Here is a 15,234-nt window from a genome sequence, read left to right as displayed (position 1 = left end):
TGGTGACCCCAGCGGGATTCGAACCCGCGTTACCGCCGTGAGAGGGCGACGTACTAGGCCGCTATACGATGGGGCCGCACGCCCCGCTCGGGAGCGGGACACACTCGTTGTCGGACTCGGAGGCTAGCCACCTGTGGTGACCCCAGCGGGATTCGAACCCGCGTTACCGCCGTGAGAGGGCGACGTACTAGGCCGCTATACGATGGGGCCGTTCCGACAACCCGATAAGTATGGCACAACGCGCGCACGCTGCCAAAACGGGGCGTGTCGCCCGGGTGTGCCGCGCCTCCGGGCGGATCCGCGGTGTCTCAGATCGTGAGCGACTCGCCGGGCCGGAGCACGACGAGTTCCCCGTCCCCGAGCGCCTCGCGCTGCCGGTCGGTGTGCATGGCGAAGCCGATCTCGGACAGCGTCGCCTCGTGCACCGGGTAGGCGCGCCGCGGACCGACCGCGGCGATCCAGTCCATCATCTCCTCGACCTTGAGCCACGGTGCGCCGACCGGAGCAGCGAGGACCTCGACGGGGACGCCGGGCACCGTGTACGCGTCCCCGGGGTGGAAGAGACGACCGTCCACCAGCACCCCGGTGTTGTCGACGAGGGGCACCGAGGAGTGGATGCGCTGGTGCCGGGCGCCGTGCAGGTCGAGCGTGAAGGGGCCGACCTCGCGGTGGTCACCGTCGCCGACCACCTCGACCGTGATGCCCGCGTCGGCGAGCGCCGCGGCCACGCCCGACGGCCCGAGGACCACCGCGTCCGGGTTCCGGTCGAGGATCCCGTGCAGCTGCTCGGGGGTGCCGTGGTCCGGGTGCTCGTGCGTCACGACGACGGCCACGACCCCGGTCACGTCGACCGGGCGGGTGAACCCGCCGGGGTCCAGGACGAGCCGTGCCCCGTCCTTCGTGACGACCTGGCACGCGTGCTCGAGCTTGGTGACCTCCATGCGGGCGACCCTACGCGCGTGGCTGCGGGGTTCCGCACGGGTCCCGCCACGGTCCTGGCACGCCGTTGTCGGACGTCGATGCGTGCCCGTAGCGTCCGGGACATGGCCACCACCACCGCCGTCGCCCTGCCCGGACCCCGGCGCGTCGTGCACGTCGACCTCGATGCCGCGCTGCCGGAGCTCGTCGCCGACGGGACCGGTACGGAGGCCCTCGTCGTCGGACGCCGCGACGGGTACCCCGTCTGCACGGCCGGGCTGACGCTGACGGCCGACCCGTCCGACGCCGCGCGGGTGCTGCGGGCGCTCGCCGCATCGTCGTCCGTGACCACCCCGACCGCGCCGGCCCCCGTGCACGACGACGACCTGCCGTCGGTCTCCGTCGTCGTGTCCACCGTGGTCGACCGCGTCGAGGGCCTCGGTCGGTTGCTCGACGCCCTCGAGCGCCACGACCACCCGGAGCACGAGGTCATCGTGGTCGACAACCGTGTCCGGGTCCCGGAGGACGACCCGCTGCCGGCCCTGCTCGCGGGACGCCGTGTCCGACTCGTCGAGGAACGGCGCCCCGGGCTGTCCGCCGGGCGGAACGCGGGGATCGCTGCGGCACGGGGCGAGGTCGTGGCGTTCACCGACGACGACGTGCAGGTCGACCCGCGCTGGCTCCGTGCCCTCGGCGAGCGCTTCGTCCGTGAGCCGGAGCTCGACGCCGTCGTCGGCGTGGTCCTGCCGACCGAGCTCGCGACGCCCGCGCAGGTCTGGTACGAGGCGTACTACGGCGGCTTCAGCGGCGAGCGCTCCTTCGAGCCGGTGACCATCGTCCCCGAGGACGTGCCCGGCGCGATGCGCTTCGCCCGCGTGGCCGCGGTGCGACCGGACGGCTCGGTCCGGCGACGGTTCCCGGTGTACGGCATCGGTGCGTACGGCGCCGGCGCGAACATGGCGTTCCGCCGGACACTGCTCGAGTCGGTCGGTGGGTTCGACCCGACCCTCGGCGCCGGGTCCCCCGCACGCGGCGGCGAGGACCTGGCGATGTTCGTCGAGACCCTCTGGCGCGGCGGACGCATCGGCTTCGAACCCCGCGCCGTCGTGCACCACCGGCACCGCCGGACCGTCGCGGAGCTGCACGCGCAGCTGCACGGCAACGGCGTCGGGTTCGCCGCCCTGCTCTGCGCACTCGTGGCCCGGGACCGACGACACGTCGCCGTCCTCGCTCGGCTCGTCCCCCTCGCGGCGACGGCGAAGGCCCGGGTCGCGGCCGCGGCCCTGTTCCGCGGCCGTGGCGCCGACCACCGACGGGCCGCGGACCCGACCCTCCCGGCTCCGGCGAGCACACCGGTGCCGCGGTCACTGGCGTACCACGAGCTCCGGGGGTTCCCCGCGGGACCGTCCGCATGGCTCCGCAGTCGTCGACGCTGGCGCGCCGTCAGGGCGGGACGTCCCCTCGCCGGGTGACCCGGAGGCGCAGCGCCACGCGTGACCGTAGGATCGGTCACGTCCGACGACTGCGTCGGGCGCGAGGAGGGCGCATGCTGCTGGGTACCGACACCGAGCGCCGTGACGTCCCGGCGGACGACGCCACGGGTCCAGCGCCGGTGCTGCACCTCGTCGCGCCGAGCGCGACGGACGCCGCCACGTGCGCGTGCGGCCACCAGCGGGAGGCGCACGAGCACTACCGACGCGGCTCGGACTGCGCGCTCTGCGACTGCCCGCGCTTCCGTCGCCGGGGCTGACCGCCGCGCTCGAGCGGTACCGCGTGCGGGAAACCGCTGCATCCCCGCAGCCGCCCCGGCGGTTCCTTGTCGGGCTCCGGGGCCGGAGTTAGCGTCGCTCGCATGCCCACCCCCACCGCGGAGCTCGCCTGCGTCGTCCTCGCACACGAGGACCCGACCCAGGTCCGCCGACTCCTCGAGGCGCTGGACCCCTTCCCCGTCTTCCTGCACTGCGACGTCCGCACTCCGGACGCCGCGCACGACGCGATGACCGACGGGCTCCCGCCGCGCGTCCACCTGCTCGACCGCCGGCGCACCGGATGGGCGCGGTGGGAGAACGCAGCAGCGGAGCTCGCCGGGTACCGCGCCGCGCTCGCCGGGACGGATGCGAGCCACATCGCCGTCCTGACGGGCAGCGACTACCCGCTCGCCACCGCCGACGAGGTGCGCGCGGTGCTCTGGCGCCACCCCGGTCGTTCGTTCCTCGTCACCCACCCGCTCCCGCACCCGGACTGGCGCGGCGGGGGCTGGTCGCGGTTCCGCTACCGCCACTGGGCGTGGCGCAAGCACATGCTGCGGCTGCCGGTGCCGCGTCGGCTGCCGCGTGGGGTCGTCCTGACCGGTGGGTCCCAGGTGAAGCTGATCAGTCGTGAGCACGCGCAGGCCGTGGTCGACGTCGTGGACGCCCGCCCGGACCTCGTGCGCTTCTGGCGCCGCGTGTGGATCGCCGACGAGTCGCTCGTGGCCTCGATCCTGAACTCCCCCGCACTCGTCCCGGGGTTCGCCGACGAGCACCTCGAGCACCCGCTCTGGTACATCGGGTGGGACGGTACCCGGATGAAGAGCCCGCCGTGGCTCGGGACGCCGGACGCCGGACGCCTGCTGGAGCACTGGACCGGTCCGGACGACCAGCCGCCGTACCTGTTCGCGCGGAAGTTCTCCACGAGCCGCAGCGCCGACCTGCTCGACCTCGTCGACGCGGCGGTCGGCCTGCGGGCGCACCGTCCCGCCGGGGCCACCGCGCCGTGAGCGTCCCGTCCGACACCGGGAGTGCGACGCGGACGACGACGGTGCGGCGCGCCGGGCGGCACGTCGCCCGTACCCGCGACACCACGAGCAGCCCCGGCAGCACCGCCGGCACGGACACCGGCAGCACCGACACCGGCAGCACCGCCGTCCGCACGGGTGCCTCGGCGCTCTTCGGCCGGGGCATGCTCTACGTGGTCGTCTGGTCCATGCAGCTGGTCGTCAGCTCGCTCGTCTCCCCCGTCCTCGCGCACCTGCTGCCGCCGTCCGAGTTCGGCGTGCTCGCGTCCGCCATCGCGCTCTTCCAGGCGCTCGGCGTCCTCGCCGTGGCCGGACTCGACCAGGCGGCGGTGCTGCAACGCGCCGAGGACGGCGACGACCGTCGGGCCCGCGGGCTCGTCCCGGTCGGTGCGGTCCTCGCGACCCTCGTCACGCTCGCGGCGCTGGGGTCGCTGCCGGCGTGGGGTGACGCGGCCGGCTTCGTCGGCCAGCACCCGCTCCTCCTGGTCGCGGTGCTCTGGACGCTGCCCGCGGCGGTCGTGCAGACGTCGCTGGCGCTCCTCGTGGCGCAGGACCGGATCCGCGTCTTCGCGGTCACCAGTCTGCTGTCGTCGGTGGGCGGCTCGGTCATCGGCCTCGGCCTCCTCGTACTCGTGCACGCCGACGCGACCACCTACGCCTGGGGCGGCGTGGTCGCGCAGGGCGTGGCGATGGTGATCGGCGTCGTCGCCGTCCGCCCGCGCCTGCGGGGGCTGGTCGACCACGCGACGACGGCACGCGCCTTCCGGCTCGGCGTGCCGATCGCGCTGGGCAACCTGTCCTACTTCGTCCTGAACGCCGGGGACCGCATCGTCGTGCAGCGCCTCCTCGGACCCGACGAGGTGGCCCGCTACCAGATCGCCTACGTCGTCGGTTCGGCGGTCGTCCTGCTCCTGACCTTCACGAACAGCGCGTGGGCGCCGCACTTCGCCGCGCTCCGCGACGCCGCCGCACGACGGCGCCTCGCGATGCACGCGCGTGACGAGCTGTACCTGCTCCTCGCGCCGGTGCTCCTCGCCGTGACCCTCGTGTCGCCGGTCGCGCTCCCGGTGCTGGCACCGCCCTCGTACCGGGTCGAGGAGCTGTCGGTCGTGGTGTTCGTCGTCGCCCTGACGGCCTTCCCGGTCGTCGCGAGCGGCGCCACCGGACGATTGCTCGTCGTGGAGCGCCGCGGTGTCGCCGTCGGGGTGATCGCCGCCACCGCCGCCGCCGTGAACGTCGGCGCGAACCTGCTGCTCGTCCCACCGCTCGGCATCGCCGGCGCCGCGCTGTCCACGGTACTGTCGTACGCGCTGCTCGCCGTGCTGCAGCAGGCCGCGCTGCGGGACCGGAGGCTGTGGCGTGGACCCGCCCGCCGGGTCCCCCTCGTCGTGGTGCCGGCCGTGCTCCTGGCTGCGGCCTCCCTGCTCGCCCCGCAGGACACCGTCTGGGACGTCGTGCGCATCGTCGGTGTCGTCGCCTGCCTGCCCTGGTTCCTGCAGCGGCTCCGGGCGGCCCGCGGCGGCTCGCGCTGACCTGCACCCGCGCGCACCGACGCCCGCCCGGGCAGCACGCGCGAGGCCCCCGGTACCCACGCGGGGTACCGGGGGCCTTGCATCTGCCGGGGTCAGACCGCGACGGGCTCCGGAGCCGGCGCCGTCGCCCGCACCACGACGGCGCCGAACGTCCGCCCGACCGCGTACCCGGTCACCGTGGCGACGACGCTCGTCACGATCGCGAGCGCACGGACACCACCACCACGGCCGACCGTCCCGAGCTCGCGCAGGAGCGCCCCCGGCAGCACCCGGGTCAGGTAGGTGCCCTCGCTCGAGAGCGAGTCCCGCGCACCGACCCGTCGGCTCAGGACGGCCTTCGAGATCCCCTCGTAGTAACTGCGACGACGGACGTACCGCATCGACACCCGGTCGGCCGACACGCGGTGCGAGACGTTCGACCGCGGCTCGTAGCGGATCCGGGCCGTCGGGCGCATCTGGGCGATCCGGATGCAGAGCTCGGTCTCCTCGCAGCCCAGCGGCTGGTTGCCGACCCGACCGATGCCGGACCGGAACCCGCCCGCGGCGAGCAGGACGTCCCGCCGGAACGCCATGCTCGAACCGATCACGTTCCGGACGTCGCCGGCCTCGGTCGGCAGCCCGGTGTAGCTGCAGCCGACGATCCAGAGCAGCTCGTCCGGGAACGGTCCGGCGCCGGTGGTGTCCGGCCACGACGGGGTCGCGCGGCCGCCGACCCCGACGACGTCGGGCAGCTCGAGGGACTCGACGAGGTGCATCAGCCAGTCCGGGTCCGCCGCGGCGTCGTCGTCGAGGAAGGCCACGACGTCGGACGCGGCGAGTGCCACGCCCGTGTTCCGAGCGCCGGACAGGCCGCGCTCCTCGGCGTTCGGGACGACCCGCAGCTCGGGCCACCTGGCCGCGGCGCGGAGCAGCAGCTCGGGCTCGTGGTCGATCACGACGACGACCTCGGTGGCCTCGGGCTGCCGCTTCGCCGACTCCACGGCTGCCTGCAGGTCGCCCCAGCGCTGCTGGGTGTAGGCGCAGATGACGACCGCGACCGTGGGCAGGCTCACGCGGCTTCCTCGTCGAGGACGGCCACCGGCTCCGCAACGGCGCGGGCGCGCACCGGCGTCGGCGCGAGACGGGCGCGGGCGGCGACCTCGCCGGCGCGACGACGCTCGTGCATGATCGAGGTGAGGACGCGGATGCCGTCGCTCACGGCGTTGAGGTTGCTCGTGCCGTGCACGCGGAGCTTCTCGTGGCTCGGGACCTCGGTGATCGCGAAGCCGGCGGCGGACCACCGGCAGGTCAGGATCGTCTCGATCTCGAAGCCGTCACCCCACCGCATCGATCCGTCGGCGGGCTGCGGGAGGGTCGAGGACAGCAGACCGACCGTCGGCAGCGTGTCCGCCCAGAACGCGTTGTAGCCGTAGCAGAGGTCCGTGTACCGCGCACCGAGCAGCAGGTTCGAGATGATGTTGAGCCCCTTGTTGCCGAGGCCCCGGATCACCGTGATGTCGTCGCTGCCGCCGCCGGGCGCGTACCGGGACCCCTTGGCGACGTCGGCACCGGCGACGAGGGCGTCGACGAAGCGCGGGATCTCGGCGGCGTCCGCGGAGCAGTCCGCGTCGAACATGACGACGACGTCGCCGGTGACCGCCTCGAAGCCGCAGGCCAGTGCGTTGCCCTTGCCCTTCCGGGTCTGCTGCACGACCGTGATCGACGGCATCAGGCGCCGCGCGGTCGCGACGGTGTCGTCGACCGAGTTCCCGTCGACGAGGATCACCTCGTGCACGGGCGGCAGCATCGGCAGGATGATCTCGAGGTTGCGCGCCTCGTTGCGTGCGGGGATGACGACCGAGACACGGGGGTCTCGGGGTCGGACGGTGGTGCTCATGGTGCTCCTGTCGGGTTCAGGCTGCGTGGGTCGTGTCCCGTCGGTCCGGCGCTGGGTGGGCGCCGGTGGGACGTGTGGGGATGGTCCGTGGGGCGGGTGGGGTGCTCTCACCGCGGGGACGGGGGTACGCCGTTCCCGCGGCGGTCCCACCTTCGTCCGCGCCGCGGTCACCGGTCAACGCGGCGCGGGGTGCGTTGCGGCAGCCGCGACCGCGCGTACGGAATCCCGCAAGCGGGTGCGGATCGCGCGGGTACGGATCGTGCGGGCACGGCGGCCGGGAGGCACGTGCTGACGCTCCGACGCACCGCCCGACGCGCCACGTGGCGACCGGGAGGGGCGGGACGGGTGGACCGTTCGTCCGACGTCCCGCACGTGGTCGGGTCGCGGAGCGTGGTGCGGCCGCGTGACGGTCGCTGCGGTCCGGTACCGGGCCGGGCCGCAGCCCGCGGTGCGGGCGCACGGCGCGCCTCCCGGTCGACACGCGGTCGGACCGCGTGCCGGATCAGGAGGTCCGGCGGGCGGCAGCCGAGCGGGCGCGCACCGTGTGACGGGACCGCGCGTAGCGACCGACACCCCGCAGCACGGCGCGGAGCTCGACGCCGGGCACCGCGGCGACCTCGCGGTCGAAGGCGCTGTCACCCGCTGCGGGGACGGTGTCGGAGCGCGCCGGCCCACCGGCGACGTCCGCTGCGGGGACTGCCGCCCCGGCGAGCAGGTGCCGGACCGCGCCGGGCGCGCGGACCAGCGCCATCCCGAGCGTCCGTGGCCGGAGGGCGGTCTTCGTCAGCCACGCCCCGAGCCCGGTGCCGTACCCGACCGCCTGGGTGCGGAGTGCGGCGACGTCGGCGCGGTGCCGGTGCCAGACCAGGGCGGAGGGCTCGACCGCGAGGGCCGCGCCGGAGAGCACCACGCGGGCGAAGACGTCGATGTCCTCGCCGCCGCCCGTGGCGGTGCCGACGCCGAGCGCCTCGTCGAAGCCCCCGAGCGCGAGCACCGCGTCACGGCGCATCGCGAAGTTCGCCCCGGTGCCGTAGTCGCCCACCGAGAACGGGAAGAGCGGCCGGTCCGCCGGCGGGGCGGTGAGCCGGAACACCCGCGGGGTGAGGTTCCGCGACCAGGTCACCCGTTCGTCGAACCAGCGCTGGGCCGGCGTGCGGAGCTCGCCGCTCGCCACGAGCCCGCTGACGCACACGACGTCCTCCCCGCGGGCGAAGCCGGACGCGAGGGCACGGAGCCACCCGCGGTCGACCACGACGTCGTCGTCGGTGAACGCGACGACCTCGCCACGGGCGGCACGGACACCGGCGTTCCGGGCGCTGGACAGCCCGGGCGTCGGCTCGAGCACGTACCGGATGCGCGGGTCGGTGCCGGGCCCGGTGACGAGTCGACGGGTGGCGTCGTCGGACGGCGCGTTGTCGACCACGACGACCTCCAGGTCGGGGTGGTCGAGCGCGAGGACCGACCGCAGGGCGTCGGCGAGCTGGTCGGCGCGGTCGCGGGTGCAGAGCACGACGGTCGTGCTCGGGAGCCGCATCGGCACGGGCGGGTGCTCGGCCGGGGGCAGCGCGTCGACGGCCGCGCGGAGCTCGGAGGCGTCGACCGTCCCGTCGGTGACGGGCAGGTCGACGAAGCCCCGGGGCGACGTGCCCGCACGGACGAGGAGCCGCGCCGTCTTGTGGCCGGCGGCGTCCGCCAGCGGGATCGCGACGTCGCCGTCGGGGACCTCGTGCGCGTCGACGGCGCCGACCCAGACCGCACCCGACCAGGTGGGCGGCTCGGGGCTCGCCATCGTGCGCTCGAGCACGAGGCGGGACGACGACGGTCGCGGCGGCGTGGAGGTCATGGGACCACCGTCGTCGGCCCCGGCGGTGGCGTCAACGCGGCCGCGGGGAGCCTGCGGTTCCCCCGCAGGAGCGGACGCGACCGTGCGTGATGCCGCAATGCCGCAGGGCACCCGCACAACCCCGTCGGCACCCTCGTCGGTGGCGGTCGACGATGGTCGACTTGCCTCGACAGCCGGCACCCGACCCGAAGGAACGCCCGATGCCCCTCACCTCCGCGGTGGTCACCCCGTGACCGCGACGGCGCCCACGCGGGTGGAGCTCCGCCGGGCGCACCGGGTGCACCGGTCCCCGGTGCCGGCGGTCGCTGCCGCGGTGCTGGCGTTCGCGGCGACGGCGGTGCTGCTCACCGGGACGACCGGTCCGGTGCAGACCGCCGTGGTCCTGACGGCGCTCCTCGTCGTGCCCGGGACGGCCGTCGTCCGGCCCCTCCGCCTGACCGAGCCGGTGAGCCGGGCGGCGCTCGTCCTCGTCGCCGGTGCCGCGGTCGACACCGTCGTCGCCCTCGCCATGGTCTGGACCCAGCGCTGGGCCCCCGTCCCGGCGGCGGGCCTCGTCCTCGTCGTCAGCGGCTGGGCGGCGCTGGCGCACGGGGTCGTCACGGCCCGGTCGTCCGACCGGGCGTCGGTGCAGCACGCCGTCCGCTCCGCCTGGGCAGCACGCCGCGACGGTACGCTCGTCCGGCTCGCGGTCGGCGGCGGCGTGCTCGTCACGGGGGTCGCGCTCTGGGTCGTCGGCACGGCGCAGACCACCAGAGGGGCGCTCGGCGAGTGGGGCCTGCTCACCGCCGTCCCCCCGGTGTGGTGGGTCGGTGCCGGTGCGGTCCTCGCGGTGACCGTCGTCGCGCTGGTCGACCGTCGGTTCCCGGCCGCGCTCCGCACCGCCACCGCCGCCGTGCTCGTCGTGGTCGTGTACGGCACGGCGAACCTCGCGGCTGCCGAGCCCCGACCGCCCTGGGTGTTCAAGCACATCGCGGTGACCGCGTACATCCAGCAGCACGGCTCGGTCGACCCGGCGATCGACATCTACAACCGCTGGCCGGGCTTCTTCGCGGTGAGCGCCTTCCTCGGCTCCGTCACGGGGACCACGGACGCCGCCGCGCCGGTCCGCTTCGTGGAGGTCGCGTTCGCCCTGCTCGACGGTGCCCTCGTCCTCGGCATCGCCCGGGCGCTCGGGCTCCGGGGCCGCTGGGCGGTCACGGCCGCCGTGGTCTTCAGCGCCGCGAACTGGGTCGGTCAGGACTACTACTCACCGCAGGCGTTCGCGTTCGCGCTCTTCCTCGCCGTCGTGCTCGTCGTGCTCACCACGCTGCGCAGCACCCCGAACGCGCTCGGGCGCGGGATCGACGGTGTCGTCTCCCGACTGCTCCGGGCCCGCCGGGCACCGTTCGTGCCGACCGGTGGGACCGCCGCGGCCGTCGACCCCGGTACCGCGGCCACCCGCACCGCGACCGTCACCGCGGTGGTCCTGGTCGTGCTCCTCCAGGCGGTGATCACGGCGTCGCACCAGCTCACGCCCTACGTGCTCGTCGCCGCGTTCGTCCCGCTCGTCGTGATCGGGGTCGTCCGACCCTGGTGGACCGCGCTGCCCGTCGTCGCCGCACCGCTGCTGTACCTCCTGCCGAACCTCGACTACGTGCAGGAGAAGTTCGGCCTGACCACCGGGTTCGACCCGGTGAGCAACGCCACGGCCGCCTCGACGTCGATCGCGATCCCGTCGCTCGCGACCACCCTGCAGAGCCGCGGGGTGCTCGCCCTCACCGCCCTGGTCGCGGTCGTCGCCCTGGTCGGCATCGTGCGGACGGTGCGTGCCGGTCACGGCCACCGGGCACTGCTCGTGCTCTGGCTCGCCGCGTGCCCGGTCGTGCTCGTCCTCGGGCAGAGCTACGGGGGTGAGGGCAGGTTCCGCGTCGTGCTCTTCTCGGCGCCCTTCCTGGCGATCGCCGCCGTCCACGCGCTGCACGGGCGTCGGCTCCGTCTCCTGCTCACCGGCGCACTGGTCGGCGTCACGACGCTGCTCTTCGTCGCGACGACGTTCCAGGCCGAGCAGGCGAACCGGACGCCGGCCGGCGAGGTCCTGGCGGCGCGGTGGCTGGACGGCCGCTTCACGGCGGACGACACACTGACGACCGTCGGCGGCTTCCCTGCCGTCATCGGCGCCGGGTACCCCGCGTACCTGCAGCGCTGGGGCCAGGTGCAGTCGCTGGGCGACCTCACGCAGTGGTACCCGGACGGCATCACGCCGGCCGACCTCGACGAGTCGCTCGCGGACCGGGCGCACGGCGGGGACGCGTGGCTGGTGTTCTCCGACGCCGAGCGCGCGGACGTGGTCGCCCGCGGCACCGCGACGGGCGCGGAAGTCGACGCCCTCGAACGTTCGGCAGCGGATCGCGGGACGCTGCGCTACGACCGCGACGGTGTCCGGATCTACGAGGTCGCCCGTGCGGCGTGAGCCCGCGACGCCCGAACCGGGCCCCACACGGCGCGACGTGCTGCGCCGCGGTGCGGTCGTCGCGGGACTCGTCGGCGCCGCGGCGCTGACCGGCACCGTGGCCGTCGTCCTGCCGACGGCGATCCGCCGGGCCGACCGTGCCGTGCCCGCGGAGATGCCCTCGGGGACGGTCGAGTCGGGCGGGGTCCGCTGGGTCCCGTACCTCGCCGAGGACTTCGACCGCGACGCCGCCCACGGCGACCTGCTCGCGGTCTACCCGGCGATGGCCGAGTACCGCGGGTTCCGCGACACCTCGGGCAAGGGGATCTACCACCCGGACGAGGTCGTCTCGGTCCACGACTCGACGCTCGACTTCCACCTGCGGACCGAGGACGGTCAGCCACTCGTCGCGGCCGTGCTGCCCGCGGGCTACCGGTCGTACACGCACCAGCGCGTCTCGATCCGCTACCGGGCCGGTGACGCCCCCGGCTACAAGTTCGTGATGCTCCTCTGGCCGCTGTCGGGCGACTGGAACGAGGGCGAGATCGACTGGCCGGAGGGCGACCTGGGCGGCGACGTCCGTCCGGTGTCGGCGGTGCCGGGCAGCTTCGACGCCGCGGACCGCACCATGCGGTTCCTGCCGGAGGACGCTCCGACGGTGCCGGGCGGCCAGGAGGACTGGCACGTCGCCACCGTCGAGTGGACCGCCGACGTCGTGCGCTTCTGGTGGGACGGTGCACTGGTCGCCTCGACGACGGGCGCCGTGCCGAGGGTGCCGATGCGCGTCACCCTGCAGGCCGAGACCGCGATCGGCGACGCCCGCGTGCCGGCGGGGTCCGACGGGCACGTGCTCGTCGACTGGGTCGTGGCGTACCGCGCGGCCGACTGACGCCGAGCGGGCTCCTGCCCGGACGCCGACCACGACGGACCGACCGTCGACACCTCCGGGACACCGGCGTTCCTCGGTGCCGGCGTCCGGTGTCGTTCCGGGCGTTCCGCGTCCGTTCGCGCGCCCGGTGTCGATTCGGGCGTTCCGTGTCGATCCGGGCGTGTCTCCTCGTACGAGGCGCCCGGGAACGGGAAAAGCCCCCGGGATCTCCCGGGGGCTTTTCCTTCGAGCTGGGGTACCTGGACTCGAACCAAGAACGACGGTACCAGAAACCGCTGTGTTGCCAATTACACCATACCCCAAAAGGCCTGCTGGCCTTCCGTTCCCCGTTGTCCGGGGCACGATCAACTACTGTACAGCATCCCGGAGGTCCTCGAGACCACCCACCAGGTCCCGGTGCACCGCGGCTGCCGTCGACGCCCCGTGACCGGCCGCCACGACGAGCTGCTCGGGACCCGGCGGGGTGACGTCCCCGACGGCGTACAGCCCGGGCACCCGGGTCCGACCGACGCGGTCCACGCGGAGGAGCCCTTCGGCGTCCCGGTCCGCCGGCGCGTCGAGCCAGTCGAGGTCGGCGTGCCACAGGGGTCGCACGAACGCTCCGGTGTGCGGCCGCACGTCGCCGTCCGCCAGGCGGACACCGGTGAGGCCGTCCCGACCGCCCTCGAGGTCGGCCACGGGCCGTTCGTCGACCGTCACGCCCGCCGCCGACAGGCGCGCACGGCCGGCATCGTCCAGCACCGCGGCACCGTTCGTGTAGACCACCAGGTCGTCGGTCCACGAACCGACGAGCAACGCGCGGTCCACCACGTCGGACGTCTCGCACAGGAACGCGAGGGGCTGCCCTGCGTGCTCGTACCCGTCGCACTCGACGCAGCTGTGCACCGACGTGCCGTAGAGGGCTCGCAGGGACGGCAGTGCCGGGAACTCCTCCCGGAGCCCCGTCGCGACCACGACGGCCCTCGCGCGGGCCCGCAGCTCGGCCCCGCGGGAGGAACCGTGCACCGACCAGCCGTCACCGTCGCGGGCCACACGGTCGACGACCGACTGCACGACGGTCGCCTCCGGGTAGGACTCGACCTCGACCCGGCCGAGCTTCCGGAGCTCGAGCGGCGAGATCCCGTCGCGCGTGACGAAGCCGTGCGAATGGAGTGTGGCAGCGTTGCGCGGTCGGTTCGCGTCGACGAGCAGCACCGTCCGCCGGGCGCGGACCAGGTTGAGCGCAGCGCTCAGCCCGGCCGGACCGGCACCGATGACCGCGACGTCGACGGACAGGCCGTCGCCGTCCCGCGCACCCGGAGTCGTCACCACGACGGTGTCAGCGGTCCGCGAGTCGGCGGAGACGGGTGAGTGTGGACTCCTTGCCGAGGATCTCCATGGACTCGAACAGCGGCGGGCTGATCCGGCGCCCGGACACGGCGACGCGGAGCGGTCCGAACGCCACGCGCGGCTTGAGGCCCATGCCGTCGATGAGGGACGACCGCAGGGCTGCCTCGATCGACCCGGTCGTCCAGTCCTCGACGCCCTCGAGCGCGGTGACCCCGGCGTGGAGCACGTCCCCGGCGTCGTCCTTCAGCGTGGCGCGGGCGTCGTCCTCGACCACGAGCTCGTCGTCGGTCGTGAACAGGAAGCCGAGCATCGCCGGAGCCTCGCCGAGGAGCTGCATGCGCTCCTGGACCAGCGGGGCCGCCGCCGCCAGCACCCGCTCCTGCTCGGCGGTCGGCGGCACCGACACGAAGTCCGCCAGGTACGGCAGCAGGCGTCCGCGGAAGTCGTCGGCGTCGAGCAGACGGATGTGGTCACCGTTGATCGCCTCGGCCTTCTTGTGGTCGAAGCGGGCGGGGTTCGGGTTCACGTCGACGACGTCGAACGCGGCGACCATCTCGTCCGACGAGAAGACGTCGCGGTCCGGGCCGATCGACCAGCCGAGCAGCGCGAGGTAGTTGAGGAGCCCCTCCGGCACCATGCCGGCGGCACGGTGGTGGAACAGGTTCGACTCGGGGTCGCGCTTCGAGAGCTTCTTGTTGCCCTCCCCCATGACGTACGGGAGGTGTCCGAAGCGGGGGACGACGTCGGTGATGCCGACCTCGACGAGCGCCTCGTACAGCGCGATCTGCCGCGGGGTCGACGACAGCAGGTCCTCACCGCGCAGCACGTGGGTGATCCCCATCAGGGCGTCGTCGACCGGGTTCGTGAACGTGTACAGCGGCTTGCCGTTGGGGCGGACCACCACGAAGTCCGGGAAGGTGCCCTGCTTGAAGGTGATCTCGCCGCGAACCAGGTCGTCGAAGCTGAGGTCGCGGTCGGGCACACGGAGCCGCAGCGCCGGCTGCCGCCCCTCGTCGCGGAACGCCTGGCGCTCGGCCTCGGTCAGGTCGCGCTCGTGGTTGTCGTACCCCTGCTTCGGGTCGCGACCGGCGGCCATGTTCCGGGCCTCCATCTCCTCCGGTGTCACGTACGACTCGTAGACGTGGCCGGACGCACGCAGCTTCGCGATGACGTCCTCGTACACGTCCGAGCGCTCGGACTGGCGGTACGGACCGTGCGGACCGCCCACCTCGACGCCCTCGTCCCAGTCGAGCCGGAGCCACCGGAGCGCGTCGAGGATCTGCTCGTAGGACTCCTCGCTGTCCCGAGCGGCGTCGGTGTCCTCGATGCGGAACACGAGCTTGCCGCCGGTGTGGCGCGCGTAGGCCCAGTTGAACAGGGCCGTCCGGATGAGCCCCACGTGCGGGGTCCCGGTCGGGCTCGGGCAGAAACGGACTCGGACGTCGGAGCCGGTGGCAGTGGTGAACGGTGCAGTCATGACCACACGATCCTACCGGCGCGCCACGCTGCCCGACCTGCGGTGCCGGTGTGCGGGTCGGCCCGGAAACGCAGGAAACCCCTGACCGATCACGGTCAGGGGTTTCCTGGTGTTGCTGAAGTTGAGTCCGGCGGCGTCCTACTCTCCCACAAGGTCCCCCTTGCAG

Annotated in this window: 12 protein-coding genes and 3 tRNA genes; 6 read left to right on the top strand and 9 right to left on the bottom strand. The window is 74.1% G+C overall.

From position 1 onward, the window contains the following. The 3 genes from ACH0A8_RS16070 to ACH0A8_RS16060 all read right to left on the bottom strand — a co-directional run bounded on the left by ACH0A8_RS16070 (position 1) and on the right by ACH0A8_RS16060 (position 941). A tRNA-Glu gene (locus ACH0A8_RS16070) sits at positions 1-76 on the bottom strand. 58 nt (positions 77-134) lie between these two features. Continuing rightward, a tRNA-Glu gene (locus ACH0A8_RS16065) sits at positions 135-210 on the bottom strand. A gap of 98 nt (positions 211-308) precedes the next feature. Then, positions 309-941 (bottom strand): MBL fold metallo-hydrolase, encoded by a 633-nt coding sequence (locus ACH0A8_RS16060; RefSeq protein WP_066654883.1) that lies wholly within the window; start codon positions 939-941, stop codon positions 309-311. Positions 942-1,043: 102 nt separating this feature from the next. Between ACH0A8_RS16060 and ACH0A8_RS16055 the strand changes: the two genes are divergently transcribed. The 4 genes from ACH0A8_RS16055 (at position 1,044) to ACH0A8_RS16040 (ending at position 5,226) form a co-directional block, all read left to right on the top strand. Further along, positions 1,044-2,390: a glycosyltransferase gene (locus ACH0A8_RS16055; RefSeq protein WP_251155133.1), complete on the top strand. Its 1,347-nt coding sequence runs from the start codon at positions 1,044-1,046 to the stop codon at positions 2,388-2,390. A gap of 74 nt (positions 2,391-2,464) precedes the next feature. Further along, complete coding sequence (locus ACH0A8_RS16050) at positions 2,465-2,668, top strand: hypothetical protein (protein WP_066654886.1); 204 nt, start codon at positions 2,465-2,467, stop codon at positions 2,666-2,668. A 102-nt stretch (positions 2,669-2,770) separates the two neighbouring features. After that, a complete protein-coding gene (locus ACH0A8_RS16045) occupies positions 2,771-3,676 on the top strand; it encodes a beta-1,6-N-acetylglucosaminyltransferase (protein WP_406907552.1) in 906 nt (301 codons plus the stop codon). Continuing rightward, a complete protein-coding gene (locus tag ACH0A8_RS16040) occupies positions 3,673-5,226 on the top strand; it encodes an oligosaccharide flippase family protein (RefSeq protein WP_251159664.1) in 1,554 nt (517 codons plus the stop codon). The genes ACH0A8_RS16045 and ACH0A8_RS16040 overlap by 4 nt, the downstream gene beginning before the upstream one ends. Positions 5,227-5,318: 92 nt before the next feature. Here ACH0A8_RS16040 and ACH0A8_RS16035 read toward each other — a convergent pair whose 3' ends face one another. From ACH0A8_RS16035 to ACH0A8_RS16025, 3 genes are all read right to left on the bottom strand, one after another. Further along, the gene (locus ACH0A8_RS16035) at positions 5,319-6,278 is read right to left on the bottom strand and encodes a glycosyltransferase family 2 protein (protein WP_251159663.1); all 960 of its coding nucleotides are present in this window, start codon (positions 6,276-6,278) and stop codon (positions 5,319-5,321) included. Continuing rightward, positions 6,275-7,102: a glycosyltransferase family 2 protein gene (locus ACH0A8_RS16030; RefSeq protein ID WP_066654892.1), complete on the bottom strand. Its 828-nt coding sequence runs from the start codon at positions 7,100-7,102 to the stop codon at positions 6,275-6,277. Before ACH0A8_RS16030 ends, ACH0A8_RS16035 begins: the two co-directional genes overlap by 4 nt. Positions 7,103-7,604: 502 nt before the next feature. After that, on the bottom strand, positions 7,605-8,945 hold the full coding sequence (locus tag ACH0A8_RS16025; RefSeq protein ID WP_406907551.1) for a glycosyltransferase family 2 protein: 1,341 nt from the start codon (positions 8,943-8,945) through the stop codon (positions 7,605-7,607). A gap of 229 nt (positions 8,946-9,174) precedes the next feature. Between ACH0A8_RS16025 and ACH0A8_RS16020 the strand changes: the two genes are divergently transcribed. Both ACH0A8_RS16020 and ACH0A8_RS16015 read left to right on the top strand, forming a co-directional pair. Further along, positions 9,175-11,394 (top strand): hypothetical protein, encoded by a 2,220-nt coding sequence (locus tag ACH0A8_RS16020; protein ID WP_406907550.1) that lies wholly within the window; start codon positions 9,175-9,177, stop codon positions 11,392-11,394. Next, complete coding sequence (locus ACH0A8_RS16015) at positions 11,384-12,262, top strand: glycoside hydrolase family 16 protein (protein ID WP_406907549.1); 879 nt, start codon at positions 11,384-11,386, stop codon at positions 12,260-12,262. Before ACH0A8_RS16020 ends, ACH0A8_RS16015 begins: the two co-directional genes overlap by 11 nt. A gap of 230 nt (positions 12,263-12,492) precedes the next feature. Here the strand turns inward: ACH0A8_RS16015 and ACH0A8_RS16010 are convergent. From ACH0A8_RS16010 to gltX, 3 genes are all read right to left on the bottom strand, one after another. Further along, positions 12,493-12,564, bottom strand: a tRNA-Gln gene (locus tag ACH0A8_RS16010). A gap of 46 nt (positions 12,565-12,610) precedes the next feature. Beyond that, positions 12,611-13,570 carry an NAD(P)/FAD-dependent oxidoreductase gene (locus ACH0A8_RS16005; RefSeq protein WP_406907548.1) on the bottom strand — a complete coding sequence of 320 codons (960 nt, stop codon included), beginning with the start codon at positions 13,568-13,570 and terminating at the stop codon, positions 12,611-12,613. Between the two features lie 10 nt (positions 13,571-13,580). After that, the gene (gene gltX / locus ACH0A8_RS16000) at positions 13,581-15,068 is read right to left on the bottom strand and encodes a glutamate--tRNA ligase (RefSeq protein WP_406907547.1); all 1,488 of its coding nucleotides are present in this window, start codon (positions 15,066-15,068) and stop codon (positions 13,581-13,583) included. Positions 15,069-15,234 lie beyond the last annotated feature (166 nt).

This window comes from Curtobacterium sp. 179-B 9B NHS (assembly GCF_045370965.1).
GTDB lineage: Bacteria > Actinomycetota > Actinomycetes > Actinomycetales > Microbacteriaceae > Curtobacterium.
This window is presented reverse-complemented; position numbering and strand designations above follow the sequence as displayed.

Bases quoted from the DNA above. Each gene is read 5' to 3' on its own strand.
- gltX (WP_406907547.1), bottom strand. From the start codon at position 15,068: ATGACTGCACCGTTCACCACTGCCACCGGCTCCGACGTCCGAGTCCGT.
- ACH0A8_RS16050 (WP_066654886.1), top strand. From the start codon at position 2,465: ATGCTGCTGGGTACCGACACCGAGCGCCGTGACGTCCCGGCGGACGAC.
- ACH0A8_RS16055 (WP_251155133.1), top strand. From the start codon at position 1,044: ATGGCCACCACCACCGCCGTCGCCCTGCCCGGACCCCGGCGCGTCGTG.
- ACH0A8_RS16030 (WP_066654892.1), bottom strand. From the start codon at position 7,102: ATGAGCACCACCGTCCGACCCCGAGACCCCCGTGTCTCGGTCGTCATC.
- ACH0A8_RS16060 (WP_066654883.1), bottom strand. From the start codon at position 941: ATGGAGGTCACCAAGCTCGAGCACGCGTGCCAGGTCGTCACGAAGGAC.
- ACH0A8_RS16025 (WP_406907551.1), bottom strand. From the start codon at position 8,945: ATGACCTCCACGCCGCCGCGACCGTCGTCGTCCCGCCTCGTGCTCGAG.
- ACH0A8_RS16045 (WP_406907552.1), top strand. From the start codon at position 2,771: ATGCCCACCCCCACCGCGGAGCTCGCCTGCGTCGTCCTCGCACACGAG.